The following is a 15,620-nucleotide window of genomic DNA, read 5'->3' as shown; positions in this document are numbered from 1 at the left end:
TGCAGGAGATGAACTCTCCTCCGCGTTAAATAAAAACACCGCTGCGGCGGTGTTTTTTTTAGCTTTTATCACTATCTCGTTAAAATAAAGCAGCCCTGCGATTTAATCGACAAGCGATATCGTAATCGCATTCTCAGGGGAATAATCATCCTGAACGGCAAACAGGCTGTTGCTAAATACCGGATGCAGTTTCAGGGTAAAACTGAGATGCTGCCCAGCCGGGTTTACAATAATCTGACTGCCCGGCAATAATTTTGCCGTACTCTTATTTTGCGCTTCACTGGTACGCAGCCACGGCGATCGTTCAGTAAATTGACTGGCATGGTTGTCGAGCACCAGCGCTGAAATAGCCACCTCGAGATTTCCATCACGGCCAAAAGAGAACTGCTTTGGGTTGCTGCTGTTGCGGCCGCTAAACGCCAGTTTCATCTCCCGGGGAGCATCGCAATCCACGCTGACCTGCACTTCACGTGCCGGCAGTTCAATCCGGCTGGCGCTGTCTGGCATAATCCGTTTATTCAGCTGACCATAATCCAGCTGTAAAGTACTGCTGCTGATAGTACAGGCCGCTGCGGCCCCCAGCGGACAGAGCAGCAGGACAGCAGCCAGCGTGCGCCGACGCACCTGAATTTCTCTTTTAATCACTCTTCCTCCCTGATGTTTGCGCATGCGCTGCCCCACTGACGGGCAGGCGAAACTTTCCGGCGACATAGCCATACTTTGACAGGCTCTGAATTTCCAGCTGGCGCACCTCTGCCCCTCCCTGCCCGGCCAGCGTGATGACCTCCCCGGGCAGCAGATAGCTTTTATCCAGCGTCACTGTTTTCTGCTGCGGCAGCAGCGTGATGCTCTGCGCCAGGCGAACCACGTAGCGCCCGCTATTTTCGATGCGCAGATCGCCGTTGACCGTCCTGCAGCGCAGCATCTTCCACGGATCCGTCAGCATGGGTAGGGCGGCCGGATGGATGATCACCGGCAGATCCTGACGCAGATTGACCGCCACGCGATCCGCGGCGATCGGCACCAGCGGGATCCCCTCGACGATCACTCTTTTCAGGTGCTCATGCGCCAGCGCTGCGCGGGTATTGAGTAGAAAGCGCACGCGCTGCGTCTCCCCAGCCGCCAGCCGGGTCACCGGTTGCGTGACCAGCAGCTGCGGACCCCGATCGTCCGGCAGATCGTAGACCTTCACATACAGCAGGGCGTCCACATCGCTGGTATTAGTCACATTCAGGCTGCCGCCCTGCGCCGCCTCCTGGATCAGCACCATCGAGCTGGCGGGGCGCATAATGGATGCTTCTGCTGCGCCCGCCCGCAGCAAAGCGGCCAGGCAGAGGATTAGCGTATTGAATTGGCTGAGTTTCACGGATTGCGGTTACCGTAAGTTGCGCTACAGATAGACTAAATCGAAGGTGGTGTTGCCCGCCAGGGTGACGCTGTCGTCAAAATCCAGCGCCTGCCGTGCGGCCACCGAGGGGGTAACGCGCAGCGTAAAGACCGCCGTTTTCGCCGGCAGCGGCTGCGGGTTAGTGCCGTCAGAAAAGGCGATCAGCTGCTCACCCGGCGTGGTCCAGCTCAGCTCGTCCTGCACCGATTGCCACGTTTTACCCCTGTCGTCGGAACTTATCAGTGCCGCCATCTTTTTCCCATCCACCAGGCAGCTGCTGGCCGCGCTGCGAAGGGTATAACTGCCTATCGCTTGGCCCCTGCGGGTGGTGCCGAGGCTAAAGAGGGTCGCATCGCCGCTGCCTGCGTCTGCCGCTCTGGCGGCAATATCCTTAGCGCGCAGCGCGAACAGGGTAGCGGTTTCACAGCTGACGTTAAGATGGGTGGTGCGCTCAGGCAGCGTGGTGGCATGGGTGCCCGACAGCGACGCGCTGTTTATCTGCTGCCAGTCAAGCACCCCCTGCTGGTCAATGGTGAGATCGCAAGAGGGCGGCGAGATAGCCCCTTTTACCTGCAGCGTGAGCTGCGTATCGGCGTGCGCGGTTGAAGCGGTAATCAGCGTGCTGAGCAGTAAAGTGCGGGTCACTATTTTCATGCTGTTCCTCCCTGGTTGATGGTATTCAGACGCAGACGCCGCTGATTTTCTGGAAAGGCGCATCCTGCGACTTATCGTCTTCAAGCTGATAGGAGAAGCTGCACTGCTGCTGTTTATCGGCTATTTCGATATGCAGCGTGGCTTTTTCCGGCGAATTTTCGAGATAAACGGTGCCGTCATCAATCGCCATGGTTAACAGCTTATTGTTTTCATCTCTCACCATGCTGCCGCGCGGCAGCGGTTTTCCATCGCTGAGCTGCAGCGTCAGCAGCAGCCGGCGCGTGGTCAGCACGGAGAAGTTGATGCGTTTGACCGCCCCGCGCGCCAGGTTGACGCTACGGTGGCCGTTGCTGACATCGCTGCGCTTCGGCAGCGTTTCGGTGTTCAAATCCAGCCCGCTCTCTCTCCATGCCTGCAGGTTGGGCGCCAGCGCCAGCCCGCGCCAGTCGGTCCAGCTGGTGCCGCCGGGGGTGCTTATCTCAACGTTGGCCAGCGGTTCATTCAGCGCAATCAGGCCAAAGGTCTGGCCGACCGGATTAGACGAGAACAGCAGATGGCGGTCGATCAGTGCCATACTCCCGCTGCCGCTCTGGGAGTAACTGCGGGATCCCCCGCCGCTCTGCTGGGTGGTGAACCCCATCATGGTGTAGTGCAGGTTGGCATTAACCCCGCCCTGCACCGACTGCGTGCGCTGCTGCAGATCGCGTTCGGTTGACAGCGCGTAGCTCATATTATTGTTAAGCGCCCCCTGCGTCCGGGCACCCAGCTGGCTGGACCTGGCACTGCTGCGGTAATAACTGCTGATCTGCTGCTGCCCCAGCGGCAGCGTCAGGTTAACCGACAGCTGTTTATCGCCAGAGCCGCCGCTGCTGCGCGCATAGCTGGCCGACAGCAGCGCCCTGTTGATATTTCGACTCCAGCTCAGCATGTTGTAACGCGTGGCACCACGCCCGGTGCCAAAGCTGGTGCTTTCAGAGTGGCTGAGGGAAACACTCCCCAACACCGGTAGCGACAGGTTGGCCGACAGCGAGTACTGGGTGTTTTCCAGGTCGCGGACGCCGTTGCGCCAGCGGCTGCTGGCTTCACTGAGTGTTAAATAGTTCGGCGTGTTCTTACTCACGCTGCCGCTGAGCGACAGCAGAGCGGAGAGCCGATAGCTGGCTGACAATGAGAGCCGGCCGCTGCGCACCTTGCTGTAGCTGTCGTTGGTCGCCATGATCTGCGCCGCCAGCTGAAAACCCTGCAGCAGCTGGCCGCTGACCGCCATTGCCAGCGACTGGTACTTTTTCGCCAGCATGATGCCGTTTTGTGCCGAGAGACGCGACGTCGGCTGCCAGCTCTTATTCAGGGTGAAAATAGCTGGCACTTCATGATTCTGACTGCCTGCGTCACGCAGTTTACCCAGCGCCAGCGAAAATCCGCGTGGCGCAGCGCTGCTAAACGCCATCAGCTGACTGGCGGGCACGCTGAAGTGCTGCTGCCGACCGTCGGTTTCCAGCACGCTGACCTCAAGATCGCTGTTGCGGTTGGTCAGCGGAATATTACGCAGGTGAAACGGGCCAGCCGGCACCAGGGTGTTATAAATGACCACACCATACTGACGCACCTCGACGCGCGCCTGCGGCGTACTGGCAATGCCCTCTACCATGACGCCGCTCTCCTCCTGCTGTTCGAAGCCATTATCAGGGATCAGCTGTACCCCATTAATGTCGCCGACGGCAAACAGCGTATCGCTGACGCTAATCTGACCAAACTGCAGCCGCTGCTGCCAGCGGGCAAGGGCGCGCTCAGCATAGAGAGAGCTGACGCTGGCACTGTTTACCCCATTACTCTGGCTCAGCTGCTGATAGCTGCGCACCATCCAGCCGCCGAGATTGAGGCCATCTTCCAGCGTCAGATAGCTGTAGCGGCTGCGGGCGTTGCGGCTGACGTTGAGGGTATTAAAGTAGCTGTAGTTAAGCAGCGCCCCGGCGCCCCCGGTTTCGCTGCTGTTCGCCCGCTCAGCAGGGGCCAACCAGCTTTGCGGTACCACAATACTGGCTGACAGCGTGGCGGGATCGGAGCGGGTGGTGATATGCGGGTCGCGCTTTACCCAGGCAAAGCAGCCCTGCGGCGGCATTTTTTCCGCAGGTTTTAACCCCAGCTGCGCGATCAGCTGCGGGGTAAAACAGAGATCCCCTTCGGCACTCACCGTGACGCTGAAGGTGCCTTTAAACTCACCGTTGACGCTGAGATCGAGGACATTGACGCCAGCAGGAAAGCGCGCGCTGTTCTCCAGTATGCTGAGCTGAGCGGGGTCAATTCCGCGCGCTTTCAGTAATTTTACCGCCAGCGACTCCTTGTCTGCGGCAGCACTTTGGGATTCGTCCGGCTCACACTGCTTACCCAGCGCCAGCGGTGTTTTATTTAACGGCGGCAGCGCGACATCGCTCAGGACTTCTGCCGGCAGCGCCAGCAGCGCCAGAACGCAGAGTGGTGCCGGCCTCAGACAACGGGAAGACATGATAATCAGCTGCCGTGACTGACAGGCATGTCTACTTTGCCGGTATCAAACCCGTACTGCGAAAGGGTCTCAAAGCGCACCTTGCTCACATTGGCCAGGGCTCTGGCATCCGATACCGCCACAGCCAACGTCTCGCCCGGCAGCAGGTAGCTTTTCGTTATTTTGGCTTTTTGCCCGCTGGGAATCAGCGTAATGTCTTGTCCAAGCCTGATGACATAAGCCGTGGCGTTGTGGACCGTCATTTTTTCACCGCCCACCGACCATGCCAGTGCTTTCCACGGGTCGGCTGCGGCAACCAGCGTGCGCGGACGAATAATCAGCGGAAGGTTCTGGCGAACGTTGATATTAACCTTATTTTTTCCAGGTTCAGATATCAGAGGAAGCCCTTCTAACGTCACCCGTTTTATGTGTTCCACGCTTAACGGCTGCTGGCTTGACAGCAAAAAGCGCACCCGCTGGGTTTGCCCTGCACCAACACGCACTACCGGCTGGGTGACCACCACCTGCGGCTGTTTATCGTCATCCAGATCGATGACTTTGACATACAGCAATGCCTCCTGATCGTCCGTATTGGTCACATTAATACTGCCACCGCCCTTCTCCTCATTAATTAATATCATTGAGCTTTGCGGCTGCATCACAGCGAAGACAGAATGAAAAAACAGCAGCGACGGGAGGGAAAATAACAGAGAAAAAAAAAGCTTGAGCATAACAATCATCCTTGATGCTTAATCGGGTAATACAGCCACCGGCGCAACCGCTACCAGCCTGAGCTGAACTGTTGTTCCGGTGGCATGATTAATTATAAGTAGATGATATCAACCGTTGCGATACCAGTAAGTTCGGCTTCCTGCACACTGCCAATTGAGCTAAGGGCATTAATGGTTGGAATAACGGACAGACCGAAACGCTTAACTTTCGCCAAAGTACGACTACCTTGCGACGAACTAATATCAAAACCTGCCGTGGTAAGCACGGTGCTATTTGGCATAGTAGTCTCTGAAGCCCCACCGCCTCCCATGAAGTGGCCATTCTTATCACGCCAGTACATGGCATCGGCAGGCTTGCCGTCGATGTTACTTTCTTTAGGATCAAATACCAGCTTGAAAGTTCCCAGCTCTGCGTCGTTTTTATAACCGAGTGAGAAAGCAGTGCTGTCCTTGTTAGCCGTAGCCATATCGGAGAATTTGATACCGGTAAAGGCTGCTTCCGGGCAGGTCACCGTGATGGCAATTTTCTTCGCGATATCTTTCAACTCGGTAGGTTTATCTTTGTTAAGCTTAGCGACATCAATATCACCAAAGACGATACCCTGCCCACCACCGCCCACGGTTACGTCGCAGGCAGACGGCACAAGCTTGCCGGTCACCTGCAGATTTGCCGATGAGCTAGCCATAGCCTGGCCAGAAGCGATAACGCAGAGGATTGATGCGGCAAGTACGGTTATTTTTTTCATTGCAATAGTCCTTTATTTTGTAGTGACCTGACCACTCGCAGATACTGCGGCAGTATCGGTCTGGAAATAATCAGCCGCTCAGCAACAGCCGCCGCTTAGCGCTGACCATCGGGTGCATTCCTTTCCAAAAAAACAGAAACAGAACACCTTTAATACACATTAATCCTGTAAAAGATCATAAATATATTTAAGGTGTTTCATTTACCAAAAGCCCCCTTATTTAAGGAAGTTAATGGGAATGCGACTTCCAAATAAGGTTAAATAACACCTGCTAAGTTAATCGGGGCGTATAATAACATGCGAACTTAATAAATCTACAGACCACTTAGCTACAGCCGCCAAAATAATAAATACTGCAAAAAAAAGCTTTTTAATTAGCATTTAATATCGCAATAATGTCTTATCATTAGTAAGGCGATATGATTGATATCTGCCCTACTGCCCCACAGTTTATATCCCCTGTAAAACAGCAACAGAACAATCATATTTCCCACTGATTTCTAACCCAGTTTCAGTGGATAGACTGAGGCTCAGATAACAGGCAAAAAAAACACCGCTCGAAAGCGGTGTTTTATGGGGGGTTATTCAGCCGCATCGCGCCGCAGCCAGTCGCCGCTGGCGATATGCTGCCTGCCGGAGACGGAACGCTGATACACATAGAGCCAGGCGCTGCCATACGGCGTTGGCACCAGTTCCCGCTTATACTCTCCGCCTTTGGTTCTCAACGCATCCAGCTCGCCCAGCGTGGAGGCGTCGATGCGGTAGACTTCGCAGTAGACCTGACCTTCACCGTGAACCACGCCCGGGTAGAGCCCGAGGTTATAGAGTTCGTAGCCGTCGATCTGATGATCGCCCAGCCACTGCCCGTTGGTCATCCAGTGACTGTTGCCCTGCTTGCGCCGCAGGCTGCCATAAACGATTATTCGCATTGCTAAAACTCAAACTGATAGAGCACGTCCAGCGCCTGGTCGATACCAGACACCGCTTCCAAATAGAGTTTGGGCATCAGGCGGTAACGCAGCGTTAACGTCGCCAGTGAATCAAATATGCCAACACCGTATTTTACCTGTAGACCCGGCAGCACATAGCCGCTGACCTGCACCTGCTGGCTGTCGCCAACCCCTGCAGTATCCAGCGCCAGGTTGCTGACGCCGAAGGTCTCCCCGATTTTACCCACAACCTGACCACTTTGTGCAACCCCCAATCCGACCAGCGCTGAAGTTAATGCGTCACTGTCGCTGCCGGAGGCGCCTAAACCCTGGCCGCGCAGCAGATAGGAGAGTGCCTCCTGCTGGGATTTCGCCGGGTCGGAGAAGATCTCAACCTTGGGTTCATCCGCCAGCCCGGTGACGCGCACCCCGGCGGTGACATCATCCTCGGTGGCTTCCGGGTTACGGATCGCTTCCATATTGATGTAAGGCTGGTCCGGCGGGCCGGAGAACTGCAGCTCGCCCTTGCGCACCAGCAGGTCCTGCCCGTAGGCGTGGAAGCGGCCGGACGGAATGTTGATCTGCCCGTTCAGCCCGAGGCCACGTTTATCCTGCACCAGCTTAAGATCGCCGTTGAGCTTCGCTTTCAGGCCAAAGGCGCTGAGGCGCACATCGTTACCGACGTGGATGATCAGATTGCTGTTGATCGGGATGGCGGTGGACTTCGGCGCAATCGGCTTGAGGTCTTTATCCAGCAGCACTTCGTCGGAGGAGACGCCAACCGCGCTCTCCGGCACCTCCTGCACCGTAATGCGCGCCCACGGGATGTCGACGCGGCCATCGAGATTAAACAGCTGCGGCGTGGCTTCAAACACCAGGTCCGGCGACACGTCCATACGCACCATCGGCGGCACGGTGACGCGCACTTTATCGCCCTTGGCCGCCACGCGCGCACGCCAGGCATCCAGCTGGCTCCAGTCGGCGTCACCGTTCAGCGCTATCTGCCCTTGTGAGGTCTGGATCAGCCCCTCCAGCGTCGAACTCATGCCGTTGAACACCATATTCAGATTGGCTGCCGTCAGGTCAACCGGCATAAAGCTGCCGTCGACATCGACATTGCGCAGCCCCAGCTGGCCGAACACCTGCGGTTTCTGCAGATTGCCGCCAAGGCGCAGGTTGCTGCTCAGCACCCCGGCGATTTTCTCGCCCTGCATCAGCGCCGGGTTGAGCATCGCCAGCGACAAATTGGCAATATTGATATTGCCGGAGAGCGTGCGCTTGCCCTGCGGGTCGGCAATCTGCACGTTACCGTCAAGCTGGCCGTTACCCGCGATGCGGATCAGCCAGTCGAGCTGCGCGCGGCCATTTTTCAGCGCCGCGTTAAGGTTCAGCGTGTCGAAGGCGACCGGCAGCGTGTTGCCCTGCACATCCTGCTCCACTTTCACCCCGCTGCCCTTCAGCGCGATGCGCCCGGTCGGCAGTGCGCCATCGGCAGTCCACGAGACATCGGCATCGCCGTTGAACACGCCGCGCAGCTGGGTGGCTTCCGGCATAAACGGTTTGATCATCGCCAGGTCAAAGCGATTCAGCACCACGCGCGCGTTGCCGGAAGGGCCCGCTTCCACCGTCTGCGGCACGCACAGCTCGGCGTTCGGGTTCTGCCAGCAGTGTGGGCCAATCTTCACCGTCTGGGCGCTGTTGAGATAGTCGAGCGCGATAGCGCGGGTTAAGCGCAACTCGCCAACCGGGGTATCAAAGCGGGTGTTGTTGAGATTGCCCTGCCAGCGCTGGGTGGCGCGGTCAAAGCTGCCGTTCAGCGCCAGCTGGCCGGAAACCGGTTCACCTTTGAGATTGAGCTTGAGCTGATGCTGCTTCTCCGTGCCGCTGGCATCAAGGGTCAGCAGATCCACCGCCAGCGCATCCTGCTTCAGCTGCTCGACGCGCAGCGCCAGTTTGCCCTGCACCTGCTCGCCGGAGCTGACGTCGCCATCCAGCTTGATGCGGCCAATGCGCATCGCCTGCCAGCGCAGCCCGCTGGCGGTAAGGTCGGCCAGCAGCTGTGGGGTTTTCAGGTCGCCACGGGCGCGGAGAGAGCCTTTCGCTACGCCGCCCAGCCCCGGCAGCGCATTGTCGAGATGCTGCGCATCGATATTGGCATCCAGGTTCAGCTTATCGCCGAGTGAGCCTTTCACATCAACGTTATTACGCCCCAGCACCAGTTTGATGCCGGGAATATCCCACTGGTTGTAGCTGTTGCCGTACAGCGATCCGTCGGCGCTGACCGCGTTGTTCCTGACGTTGCCTTTCAGCTTCAGCACCGGCACGCGCATCTGCCAGCTGCCGCCGTACAGGCTGCCGCGCGTGGTGATTTTTCCGTCCAGCTTCGCTGGCCAGTCCGGGTACTGCTTCGCGGTGTTGATGCCGCTCAGCAGCAGTTCGCTGTGCCAGCTGACCGCCTTACTCCAGTCCACCAGCGCGCTCAGGTCAGCATTGCCCTGTAGCGCCGCCAGCCGCAGCTTATCCAGCGCAAACTGCTCAACGTTGCCTTTACCGTCCAGCGTCAGGGTGGCAGGAGGAATGCCCTGGCCCTGCAACGCCGCCTTCAGCGACATCACGTAATCGGTGGCTTTGCCTTTGAAGGTGAAGTTGAGGTTATCCGCCTGATACTGCGCCGCGCCGTCCAGCGGCCAGCGCAGCTGCGGGCTTTGCAGCGTCATATTCAGCGGCAGGCCGATTTCCGCCAGCTGCGTATCCGCATCCAGCTGGGCGCGCACCGGGCCGGAGAGATTCAGCGCCAGCTTCAGGGTATCGCGCAGCCCGCCGTCCAGCGTCATCTTGATTTTTTCGCCCTTGATCGGGTCGATATTCAGCGCGCTGTAAAGGTTGAAGCTGACCGGCCAGCTGCCGCTCAGCGTAGCCTGCCCCTGCGCGTTAAGCTGCCCCTGCGGCGAGTCAACGTCGAGGGTTTGCAGCTGCAGTAGGCTGTTTTCGCTCTTCGCCTTCAGCAGCAGGCGGTTGACGGCAATATCGGTATCGCCGGTGATGCGCAGCTGCTCGCCGAGGATCTGCTGCACCTCGACATCCAGCGGCATGGTGAATTCCGGCAGGTCCGGCAGCAGCGGTTTAGCAAACATCGCCTTCAGGGTTTCACCCAGCGGCTTTTCATCCGGCTGAGGATCCTGCACTTTTGGCTGGACCACCTGCTCGCTGGCGACTTTTGCCGCTTTCGGCAGCGCGATCAGCAGCCCCTGAATATGGGTTGGGGTCAGCGTCAGCCTGCGCTCCTGCCAGTGCATTCCGCTGGTGAAGTCGGCGAGAGAAATGGCGGTATCATCAATTTTCAGATTGATGTTGTGCAGTGCCAGCCTGCTGAGAGTGAGCGGATAGGGGGTGCTGATCTCTCCGCTGCTGCTCTCTTCCTCAACCGGTGGCGTGGCGGCTGGGGCCATTTTTTTGCTGTCCACCACCACATTGACGTCCTTCAGCGACAGGTCGTTGACGCAGAACGCGCTCTCTTTCAGGCAGCTTAGCTTGAGCGCAAGATGGAACTCCCCGGCGTTAACCGTGACGCCCGGCATCTCATACTTCAGCCCTTTGACGGTGAGATTACGCCAGCCGCCGTCCACCTGCTGGATATCGAGCCCCGGCACCCAGCGCGCAGCGCCGTTCAGCACCAGATGCAGACCGGTGGTGGTGCCGAGTAAAAAGGCAACGCCGCCCAGCAGCACGACCACAAAAATCACCATGCCAATCAGGCCCTTTTTCCACCACTTCATAGTTCAGGCCCCAGTCCAATGTAAAACTGAATATCGCGATCGTCCTGGTCGCCAATTGGCCGGGCAATGTCCAGCTTGATTGGCCCAACCGGCGACTGCCAGCGCACGCCAAAGCCCGCGCCGGTTTTGAAATTACTCTGCTTGATGTCGTTGACGGCTTCGCCCGAATCGACAAACACCGCCCCCCACCATTTGCCTGACACATTGTATTGATACTCCAGCGAGCCGGTCGCCAGTTTGGAGGCACCGGTCAGCTTGCCTTCGTCATCGCGCGGCGAAATACCCTTGTACTTATAGCCACGAATGCTGCGATCGCCCCCGGCGAAGAAGCGCAGATCGGGTGGGACCTTGCTGAAGTTGTTGGTTTCTATCCAGCCGAGGTTGCCGCGCACCACAAAGCGGTGTTTATCTTCCAGCGTGCGGATCCAGACGTTCTGCGCCTGCATCACGGCGAAGTCAATATCGGAGCCCCAGGTGGTATCGGAAACATCCAGCGAGTAGCGCTGGGAATCACCCCAGGTTGGCATCAGCCCACCGCGCGAGCGGGTGCGGTTAACGCTGACGCCAGGATAGATCAGCATCGTGGTGTTGGTGACGCTGCCCTGGGTAAAGTGGTCGAGGCTCCAGCGCAGATTAATCGCCCGCTGCCAGCCGCTGGAACTGTCCCAGTAGCGCGAGGCAGCCAGCGTGCTGGAGTCGGCTTTGGTGTCGTTGAGATCGGTGCGCTTCAACCCGCCCTGCAGCAGGTAGTACTGCTCGAGGGGGCTTTTGCGCAGCGGCATTTTATAGCTGAAGTCCAGCTGCTGCTCGGGGGCAGAAATATTGGCGCTGGTGCTGAAGCTGTGGCCACGATCGTTGACCCACGGCTTTTTCCACGTTGCTTTGACGCGTGGGCCCACGTCGGTCGAGTAACCTACACCGGTCTCAATGGTGTTTTCGGTGCGCGGCGACACCACGCCATGCAGCGGCAACACTTTGCTGTCGCGCGCCTTATCAAACTCGGGGGCCACCACCACCGAGTTAAACCAGCCGGTCGCCGACAGGCGGCGATTCAGTTCAGCCAGGTCGCGGGAGTTGTAGTAATCGCCTTGTTTAAACGGCACCAGGTTTTGCAGATAGTCTTCGCGGATTTGCGAACCGGAGAAGCTGACGTCGCCAAAGCGATAGCGCTGGCCGCTGTCATAGTCGAGGTCCCAGAAGGCTTCACGCCGCTCTACCGATACCCCCAGCTGGCTTTTACGGTAGTCGCCGTCAAAGTAGCCTTTGCGCAGCGCCAGATTGCTCAGCGAGCTTTTGAATTTTTCATAGTCGCTGTGGTTGAGCACCGTCCCCAGCGGCGGTTTTCCGCTTTTCACCAGCTTTTGATAGTCTTCATCTGTGCGCGCGCCGCCGCGCAGGATCACGGTTTCTCCCGCCAGTTTTACCGGCTCACCAGGGGTGACTTTTGCCAGCAGCAGCGGACGCTTTCCGCCAGGAGGAGGAGGTTGCAGTTCGAAGTCGATCTGAGGTTCGTAGTATCCCAGCGCCTTCAGGCCCTCTTTCACCGCTTCGCTCACCCGCGAGCGGAAGCGGCCATCGGAGGTCACTTCATCATTAGTGATGGTGGATAAACGCGCCCTGACGTTCTTCTGTAACTCCCCTGATAACCCTGTCACCTGCAAACGAACGTTCGCTGCCTCTACGGCAGGCGCAACGATCAGCAGGCAAGACATGCAAACCACATAAACTCTTGGCACGCTTACTCCCGTTGTTATTGCCAGCCCGCAATCCACCGGGCTTAACCTGATAAACCCATTATGCGACCATTCCGCTGCAACAGCTTTCAGCCCTGCATCAATCACTGTTGCTAAGTAGCATCTAAACCTAAGACAAATTTTGTGCCTATTGTGTGCAAAGTCACGGTACGTTACAACACAGTATCGCGATTGCGGGTAAAAGGAGTGTAACGCGCTATGGCGATCGGACAAGTCGCCGCACTTTTCTCCGCGCGCCATCCACTCCCGCAACTGCCGTAATTGTAAGCGCTCGCCTGCACAGCTATAATCTGCCAACAGGACGCACCGCGCCCTGATTACCCTTCTGCTCCGGCGCACTTGCCGAACCGCAGACATTTTTGGCACGGATAGCCCTGATCGACCCGATTCGACATCATCCTGCGCGCTGCCCAGGCCAAAAATGACAAGTGATTAACCCGGCCCACTCTGACAGCGCGAGCCTATTCTCACCGCCACAGAGCCGAGCCAAATAATGGATGTTCTATGTTAGACAGCTTGCTTGTCATCGTACTGCTGATTGCCATCAGCTCATTTTTCTCTCTGTCAGAAATTTCTCTGGCGGCTGCCCGCAAAATTAAGCTTAAGCTGCTGGCGGACGAAGGTAACATCAACGCGCAGCGCGTAATGAAGATGCAGGAAACCCCCGGCATGTTCTTTACCGTGGTGCAGATTGGCCTGAACGCCGTCGCCATTCTTGGTGGTATCGTCGGCGATGCCGCTTTCTCCCCCGCTTTCCGCTCGCTGTTTGAACGCTTCTTCGAGCCGGAGATGGCGGAGCGCATTAGCTTTATCTGCTCATTCACCGTGGTCACCAGCCTGTTTATTCTGTTTGCCGACCTGTTCCCCAAACGTCTTGGCATGATCGCGCCGGAAACCGTGGCGCTGAAGATCATCAACCCGATGCGTTTCTGCCTGTTTCTGTTCCGCCCGCTGGTGTGGTTCTTTAACGGCGGGGCTAACATCATCTTCCGCCTGTTTAAAATCCCGCTGGTGCGCAAAGACGACATCACTTCCGACGATATCTACGCGGTGGTGGAGGCGGGCGCGCTGGCTGGCGTGCTGCGCAAGCAGGAGCATGAGCTGATCGAGAACGTGTTCGAGCTGGAGTCGCGCACCGTGCCTTCATCGATGACCTCCCGCGAAAACGTGGTGTGGTTTGACCTGCACGAAGATGAGGGCAGCCTGAAAGAGAAGATCGCCCGCTTCCCGCACTCCAAGTTCCTGGTGTGCAACGAAGATATTGACCACATTATCGGTTACGTCGACTCGAAAGAGCTGCTGCTGCGCGTGCTGGGTAATCAGAGCATGGCGCTGAACAGCGGCGTGCAGATCCGCTCGGCGCTGATTGTGCCGGATACGCTGACGCTCTCTGAAGCGCTGGAAAGTTTTAAAGCGGCGGGTGAAGACTTCGCGGTGATCATGAATGAATACGCGCTGGTGGTGGGCATTATCACCCTCAACGACGTGATGACCACGCTGATGGGCGACCTGGTCGGCCAGGGAATGGAAGAGCAGATTGTCGCGCGCGACGAGAACTCATGGCTGGTAGAGGGCGGAACGCCAATTGATGACGTGATGCGCGTGCTGCATATCGACGAGTTCCCGCAGTCCGGCAACTATGAAACCATCGGCGGCTTTATGATGTTTATGCTGCGCAAAATTCCAAAGCGTACCGACTTCGTGAAGTTCCACGGCTTTAAGTTTGAGGTTGTCGACATCGACAGTTACCGCATCGACCAGCTGCTGGTGACACGCATTGATGCGCGCCCGACTACGCCGGCGCTGCCGAAAGATCCTGAAGAGAGTGTGGTTTCGTAGAGGAAGTATTTTGTAGGGGTCAGGCATGCCTGACCCTAAATCTTTTTCATCAGTTAAACTCAGTCTGCAGGCGCAGAACCTGACGGTTAACTTCTGACATCACGCTGTAGTGCTGTTTATCCTTGACGCGGGGAATAAGGATCTTGCCCTTATCGAACTCAAACGCGCCCACATCCTTGATATACAACCTTCCTCGGAACAACGTTTTAACGTATTTAGCGACCTGAAATGGATTATATCGCTGGAAGATCTTCATTCTGTTTTTACTCCTGAACGTATAGCGTACGCTTCATCGTGACCAAGCACGGTACGAAGTGGTGAAGCGCAAAGTGACTACAATATAGAACAACATTCGTTGCCGATGTTCCTAAAAGCGATTTTTTTTACTGTTTTTACACATCATGACAGAACTCTCTGTTACCCGAACGTACCTGCACAGTGTAAACCTTCAATACATAGGGTTTTGTGCGATCTGTTGCAAAGATGTTGTTTCGATGCGACAGCAGCATCATCCGCGCTTATTATTGCAGAACCATGACTAACTGGTCGGATCACATCGAAACTCGGGAGCCATCATGACAACAGCCCGCCAACTGGCAGCTACACTTTGCCTTTTTATCCCTTTTACCGTCGCTGCGCACAACTTCAACATGGGGGAACGCGTTGCGCCGGTCGGGATTGCCGACAAGGGGGAACTGGTGCTGCAGCAGGATAAGTTTAGCTATAAAAACTGGAACAGCGCGCAGCTGCCCGGGAAAGTGCGAGTGATACAGCATATTGCCGGGCGATCTTCCGCTAAAGAGCAGAACGCGGCGCTGATTGAGGCGATCAAAGCGGCAAAACTGCCGCACGACCGCTACCAGACAACCACGGTGGTAAACACCGATGATGCCATTCCCGGCACCGGGATGTTCGTGCGCAGCAGCATTCACAGCAACAAGCAGCAGTTCCCGTGGTCGCAGTTCATTGTCGATAGCAACGGTGCGGCACGTAAAGCCTGGCAGCTGGAGAGCGGCGGCTCAGCGATTATCGTGCTGGATAAGCAGGGTAAGGTGCGGTTCGCCAAAGAGGGTGCGCTGACGCAGGATGAGGTGAAGCAGGTGATAACGCTGTTGCAAGCGTTGCTGCACTAATGATGACCAGGGCGGCCCCCCAATAAGGGCGGACCGAAAAAGAGGGTCCGCCCCTACAGAAACCCAGATAGCATCAACCGTCGGGGCCGATGGTGTTTTCCGATCGGCCCGCCCCGGCAAAACTCAATAAATCGCGGACAACATGAACCGTAGGGGCCGATCCTTTTTTCCGATCGGCCCGCCCCGGCT

At 57.1% G+C, this 15,620-nt stretch carries 12 protein-coding genes; 2 read left to right on the top strand and 10 right to left on the bottom strand.

The features are described from left to right. Positions 1-102 precede the first annotated feature (102 nt). From ACLI4M_RS12330 to tamA, 9 genes are all read right to left on the bottom strand, one after another. A complete protein-coding gene (locus ACLI4M_RS12330; protein WP_133624854.1) occupies positions 103-645 on the bottom strand; it encodes a hypothetical protein in 543 nt (180 codons plus the stop codon). Beyond that, the gene (locus ACLI4M_RS12325; protein ID WP_133624855.1) at positions 638-1,366 is read right to left on the bottom strand and encodes a fimbria/pilus chaperone family protein; all 729 of its coding nucleotides are present in this window, start codon (positions 1,364-1,366) and stop codon (positions 638-640) included. The genes ACLI4M_RS12330 and ACLI4M_RS12325 overlap by 8 nt, the downstream gene beginning before the upstream one ends. A 24-nt stretch (positions 1,367-1,390) precedes the next feature. Further along, positions 1,391-2,041 (bottom strand): DUF1120 domain-containing protein, encoded by a 651-nt coding sequence (locus tag ACLI4M_RS12320; RefSeq protein ID WP_166643198.1) that lies wholly within the window; start codon positions 2,039-2,041, stop codon positions 1,391-1,393. A 25-nt stretch (positions 2,042-2,066) separates the two neighbouring features. After that, positions 2,067-4,544 carry a fimbria/pilus outer membrane usher protein gene (locus ACLI4M_RS12315; protein WP_133624857.1) on the bottom strand — a complete coding sequence of 826 codons (2,478 nt, stop codon included), beginning with the start codon at positions 4,542-4,544 and terminating at the stop codon, positions 2,067-2,069. Between the two features lie 5 nt (positions 4,545-4,549). Further along, a complete protein-coding gene (locus ACLI4M_RS12310; RefSeq protein ID WP_166643199.1) occupies positions 4,550-5,254 on the bottom strand; it encodes a fimbria/pilus chaperone family protein in 705 nt (234 codons plus the stop codon). Between the two features lie 92 nt (positions 5,255-5,346). Next, positions 5,347-6,000, bottom strand: a complete 654-nt coding sequence (locus tag ACLI4M_RS12305; protein ID WP_133624859.1) for a DUF1120 domain-containing protein — start codon at positions 5,998-6,000, stop codon at positions 5,347-5,349. Between the two features lie 581 nt (positions 6,001-6,581). Continuing rightward, positions 6,582-6,929 (bottom strand): gamma-glutamylcyclotransferase family protein, encoded by a 348-nt coding sequence (locus ACLI4M_RS12300; protein WP_133624860.1) that lies wholly within the window; start codon positions 6,927-6,929, stop codon positions 6,582-6,584. 2 nt (positions 6,930-6,931) lie between these two features. Beyond that, positions 6,932-10,705 carry an autotransporter assembly complex protein TamB gene (gene tamB / locus ACLI4M_RS12295; protein WP_133624861.1) on the bottom strand — a complete coding sequence of 1,258 codons (3,774 nt, stop codon included), beginning with the start codon at positions 10,703-10,705 and terminating at the stop codon, positions 6,932-6,934. Then, complete coding sequence (gene tamA, locus ACLI4M_RS12290) at positions 10,702-12,417, bottom strand: autotransporter assembly complex protein TamA (RefSeq protein ID WP_208864920.1); 1,716 nt, start codon at positions 12,415-12,417, stop codon at positions 10,702-10,704. The genes tamB and tamA overlap by 4 nt, the downstream gene beginning before the upstream one ends. Before the next feature lie 546 nt (positions 12,418-12,963). Here tamA and ACLI4M_RS12285 point away from each other — a divergent pair. Continuing rightward, positions 12,964-14,298, top strand: coding sequence for a hemolysin family protein (locus ACLI4M_RS12285; protein WP_133624863.1), 1,335 nt, complete (start codon positions 12,964-12,966; stop codon positions 14,296-14,298). A 49-nt stretch (positions 14,299-14,347) separates the two neighbouring features. Here the strand turns inward: ACLI4M_RS12285 and ACLI4M_RS12280 are convergent, their stop codons facing one another. Next, positions 14,348-14,554: a DUF1107 domain-containing protein gene (locus ACLI4M_RS12280; protein ID WP_048917387.1), complete on the bottom strand. Its 207-nt coding sequence runs from the start codon at positions 14,552-14,554 to the stop codon at positions 14,348-14,350. A gap of 319 nt (positions 14,555-14,873) precedes the next feature. On the opposite strand from ACLI4M_RS12280, the gene ACLI4M_RS12275 reads away from it, so the two are divergent. Then, positions 14,874-15,431: a YtfJ family protein gene (locus ACLI4M_RS12275; RefSeq protein ID WP_133624864.1), complete on the top strand. Its 558-nt coding sequence runs from the start codon at positions 14,874-14,876 to the stop codon at positions 15,429-15,431. Positions 15,432-15,620: the final 189 nt, after the last annotated feature.

It is taken from the genome of Erwinia sp. LJJL01 (assembly GCF_047300805.2).
GTDB classification, from domain to species: domain Bacteria; phylum Pseudomonadota; class Gammaproteobacteria; order Enterobacterales; family Enterobacteriaceae; genus Erwinia; species Erwinia aphidicola.
This window is presented reverse-complemented; position numbering and strand designations above follow the sequence as displayed.

What these genes read in the sequence shown, in the direction of transcription:
- ACLI4M_RS12305 (WP_133624859.1), bottom strand. Translation starts at nt 6,000, where the DNA reads ATGAAAAAAATAACCGTACTTGCCGCATCAATCCTCTGCGTTATCGCT.
- ACLI4M_RS12310 (WP_166643199.1), bottom strand. Translation starts at nt 5,254, where the DNA reads ATGCTCAAGCTTTTTTTTTCTCTGTTATTTTCCCTCCCGTCGCTGCTG.
- ACLI4M_RS12300 (WP_133624860.1), bottom strand. Translation starts at nt 6,929, where the DNA reads ATGCGAATAATCGTTTATGGCAGCCTGCGGCGCAAGCAGGGCAACAGT.
- ACLI4M_RS12320 (WP_166643198.1), bottom strand. Translation starts at nt 2,041, where the DNA reads ATGAAAATAGTGACCCGCACTTTACTGCTCAGCACGCTGATTACCGCT.
- tamA (WP_208864920.1), bottom strand. Translation starts at nt 12,417, where the DNA reads ATGTCTTGCCTGCTGATCGTTGCGCCTGCCGTAGAGGCAGCGAACGTT.
- ACLI4M_RS12315 (WP_133624857.1), bottom strand. Translation starts at nt 4,544, where the DNA reads ATGTCTTCCCGTTGTCTGAGGCCGGCACCACTCTGCGTTCTGGCGCTG.
- tamB (WP_133624861.1), bottom strand. Translation starts at nt 10,705, where the DNA reads ATGAAGTGGTGGAAAAAGGGCCTGATTGGCATGGTGATTTTTGTGGTC.
- ACLI4M_RS12280 (WP_048917387.1), bottom strand. Translation starts at nt 14,554, where the DNA reads ATGAAGATCTTCCAGCGATATAATCCATTTCAGGTCGCTAAATACGTT.
- ACLI4M_RS12285 (WP_133624863.1), top strand. Translation starts at nt 12,964, where the DNA reads ATGTTAGACAGCTTGCTTGTCATCGTACTGCTGATTGCCATCAGCTCA.
- ACLI4M_RS12275 (WP_133624864.1), top strand. Translation starts at nt 14,874, where the DNA reads ATGACAACAGCCCGCCAACTGGCAGCTACACTTTGCCTTTTTATCCCT.